6 protein-coding genes are annotated in these 3,280 nt (G+C 46.6%); 2 read left to right on the top strand and 4 right to left on the bottom strand.

The window, feature by feature from the left end:
- Together ACJROR_RS03350 and ACJROR_RS03345 are read left to right on the top strand one after the other, a co-directional pair.
- On the top strand, window positions 1-327 hold a 327-nt coding region (locus ACJROR_RS03350; RefSeq protein ID WP_406545855.1), incomplete at its 5' end, for a hypothetical protein.
- Window positions 328-343: 16 nt separating this feature from the next.
- Window positions 344-931 (top strand): hypothetical protein, encoded by a 588-nt coding sequence (locus ACJROR_RS03345; RefSeq protein WP_406545854.1) that lies wholly within the window; start codon window positions 344-346, stop codon window positions 929-931.
- A 477-nt stretch (window positions 932-1,408) separates the two neighbouring features.
- Here ACJROR_RS03345 and ACJROR_RS03340 read toward each other — a convergent pair whose 3' ends face one another.
- From ACJROR_RS03340 to ACJROR_RS03325, 4 genes are all read right to left on the bottom strand, one after another.
- Window positions 1,409-1,615 (bottom strand): hypothetical protein, encoded by a 207-nt coding sequence (locus ACJROR_RS03340; protein ID WP_406545853.1) that lies wholly within the window; start codon window positions 1,613-1,615, stop codon window positions 1,409-1,411.
- A gap of 99 nt (window positions 1,616-1,714) precedes the next feature.
- Entirely contained in the window at window positions 1,715-2,092 is a 378-nt protein-coding gene (locus ACJROR_RS03335) for a hypothetical protein (RefSeq protein WP_406545852.1), read from the bottom strand.
- A gap of 56 nt (window positions 2,093-2,148) precedes the next feature.
- Complete coding sequence (locus ACJROR_RS03330; protein ID WP_406545851.1) at window positions 2,149-2,829, bottom strand: hypothetical protein; 681 nt, start codon at window positions 2,827-2,829, stop codon at window positions 2,149-2,151.
- 72 nt (window positions 2,830-2,901) lie between these two features.
- On the bottom strand, window positions 2,902-3,280 hold a 379-nt coding region (locus ACJROR_RS03325), incomplete at its 5' end, for a hypothetical protein (protein ID WP_406545850.1).

The raw sequence follows: 3,280 nt of genomic DNA, 5'->3' as shown, positions 1-3,280 counted from the left end.
ATGAATGCTGTTTGCAGCGGGAACACCGCGGCTCTCCCGAAGCCGGAGATTCTGGCGGCGAACGGCCAGAGCCGGGAACTGGAGGGTAACTATACCGTGTCCGGCGAGTGCAATAAATGGGATCAAAACCAGCAGTATCGGAACATGAAGCTCATGGGCTTTATGAATCAGTACGGGCTTTTAGACGTCAGGGGCAGCCAGGAAAAGCTCCGGAAATATCTCCAGCCGGCCTGCGATACGATTTACGCCCGGAAGGCAGAAGCGGTATCCGCCGCCGTAAAGATGTCTCTTCAGACGGTTAAGAACAACAGCGGTTCAGGAATTTAGGAAGAAGGAATTGATTATGAAAACGCGCATTAAAACCAGCATACTCTCCCGCATCAGCAAAAACTCTCTTCTGGCACTGGCAATGTCCGTGGCTCTTGCCGCCGGCTCTCCTGCCGTTTCTGCTCAGGATCAGGATGTCAGCGAAATTACTGCCGCCATGAACGGTATGATGCTGGCAAATCTGGAAGCCTCCTATACCGTAACCTACCACCAGAGCGAGGAACACTGGATAACCAGGGACGACATTTACTATCAGAAGGATCTCGCCACGATAGGCTACGGCTTTCAGTTCGTTGCGGGCAAGGAGCCGGATATTATCAGGAAGGGGGATAAATGCATTCTGACCGCCACGGTCAGGAACAGCCCTTTCCGTATTCAAAACCGGCAGACATTGGTACTCGTGTCCGCTGACGAGGGAATGCAGCTTAAGGACGATGACGGCCGTCATGTGGATGTAGACCGCATCATGAACAAGAAGGTGGAGGAGGAAGAACGGAAATTCCGGGCCGAGCATATGGAAATCGCCAAGAGCAACCTAAAGCAGTTTTTCGGGATCTATGCGGCAAAGATCGGCTGTGTTCCAAAGCTGGAGTTTGTGAAATGACCGATCTTTTCCGCTGCGGCACACCCCGGGACTCCAGGCCCGGCTTCAGGCGGAAATGGATAAGGAGGCCGGAAAACTGCTCCGTTTGTGCATCTGAAAATCACGCCATCTTAAGAGCAATAACTGCATGGCGCGGAGCTTTCAAAGGTGTTCTGCTTCCTGCCTGAACAGTCCTTCCAGGAGCGCGATGACAGTCTGGGCTGGCATCGCGCGGGAATGCGTGAATGTGAATGCTGGAAAAAGGGGGGGGAGATCAGCGCTTGCGGGAATCTCCGAGCCCCATGAAAAGCGAAGCCCCTGACAAATAAAGCAGCCGTCAGAGCTGCATCAGAGGGTTGAACAAAGGATGCCGCCCGAGAGCAGGGCGGCATCCTGAGTCTTACGACTGAAAAGAGAATTACGGTGTCATTGCAGGCGGCATCTTAGTTCCGGTCTGTCTCTTTTCTGCCGTTTCTCCGACATCAGGCATAACTGCTGTTAAGCGGTTCCACTCTCCTCCTTCAGCATATGGAGCACGCTTCCGTCAGGATAGGTGTGCGAGGCTGCCATCAGCTTATCATCGGCATCATAGGTCAATGATGTTACCCGGGGCTGGAAGACGCCGCAGGAATAGCAATCAGTTCTGCCGTCTTCGGAAATCTGAGGCGGATTTTTCATCAGTCTGCGGCATTCGTTCCGGCTCATCCCCCTGTCCAGATCCTCTATTGATGTAATCAGATAGCGGAAATTTTGGATAATTTCAGCGCAGTACCCCTCAGCGCCTGTTATGAGCTCTGCCGGCTTTTACTGCCAGAGGGCTTTTAATGAAAGCTGTGTATGACAGTATGCGGAACCAATTTCGGTAAAGGCTTCCCGGCCGAATATGGACAAAAATTTCTTCTCGGTGCGGGGCCAGATTTTTTCATTTCCGAGGTACACTTCGCAATAACGCAGCTTTGGATGGTTGTAAAACTTCACTGAAACCAGCTTGTTATCTTTGTACTCAAGATAAATATCAGGATTCTCAAAGTATTCTGTATGATACGTCGGCGAATGGCAGTCAGTTATCGGCTCGCAGTCTGTATTAAATTCCTTTTTTATGATTTCCAGGATTTGTTCCCGTTCAGCGCCGAACATAAAAGGGCCGACAGAAATGCCGGTGTTAAGAATCAGTTTTTTCATATTGCTTTCTTTGGTTTATTACTTTCAGATATGCGCTTTATTTAAAAATATTATTTCTATTTCTTGTTGTTTTGTTTCAAAGAAATATTAAGTACATCTCCATCAGTAAATGTCTGTACTGCTCTTATCAGTTTATCATTGGCGTCAAATGTTAATGCTGTTACTTCAGGTTTGATGATACCATATGGATAAAAGTCAGTTCTGCCGTCTTCGGAAACCTGAGGGGTACGATTGATAAGCATGCGGCATTTTTTGCGATCCATCATTTTTGTCATGCTTTCAACGATATCAAAGATGCGGTAAGTTTCAATCATCTCAGTGCTGTATCCTTCCTGACCGATTATGAGCGATGGCAGATCATCATCCCTGTCGGCGCCTATTGAAAGCTGCGGGTGAAAGTATCTCCCGTACACATCAACAAATGACTCTTCTCCGAATATGGAAAAGAATTTCTTCTTGCTTCGCGGCCAGATTTTTTCCTTGCCTAAATAGATTTCGCAATAGCGCTGGCAGATATCATCGTTAAATGATACCGAAAGCAGTTTTTTATCTTTGAATTCAAGCAAAATATCAGGAATTGGATAGTATTCTGCTTCATAAGCCGGCAAACTGCGTTCAGTATCAGGATCACGCTCGGATCCAAATTCCCTTTTTATTATTTTCCATACTTCCTCCTGCTCCGTGCCGAATACAAAAGGCCCGACAGAAATGTTGGGGTTTAAAATAAGTTTTTTCATATTACTTTATTTGGCTTATTACTTTCAGGTGTACTGAGTATTTAAAAAACAAATTTTTTATTTCATTTTGTTTTAAATGATATTAACTATATCTCCATCGGGAAATGTCTGTACGGCATTTATAAGTTTATCATTGGCGTCAAATGTTAATGCTGTTACTTCAGGTTTGATGACACCATATGGATAAAGGTCAGTTCTGCCGTCTTCCGAAACCTGAGGGGTACGATTGATAAGAATCCGGCACTCATCTCGATTCATCCCTTTTTTCATGGCTAATGCTGCGTCAAAGAGCCGGTAATTTTCTATCATCTCGGCACTGTACCCTGGCTGGCCAATTAGAAGAGATGGCAGATCATCATCCCAATCTACTCCTATTGAAAGCTGCGGGTGAAAGTATCTCCCGTACACATCAACAAATGACTCTTCTCCGAGTATGGAAAAGAATTTCTTC

The sequence above is a fragment of the Succinimonas sp. genome, from assembly GCF_045225735.1.
Classification (GTDB): Bacteria; Pseudomonadota; Gammaproteobacteria; order Enterobacterales; family Succinivibrionaceae; genus Succinimonas.
This window is presented reverse-complemented; position numbering and strand designations above follow the sequence as displayed.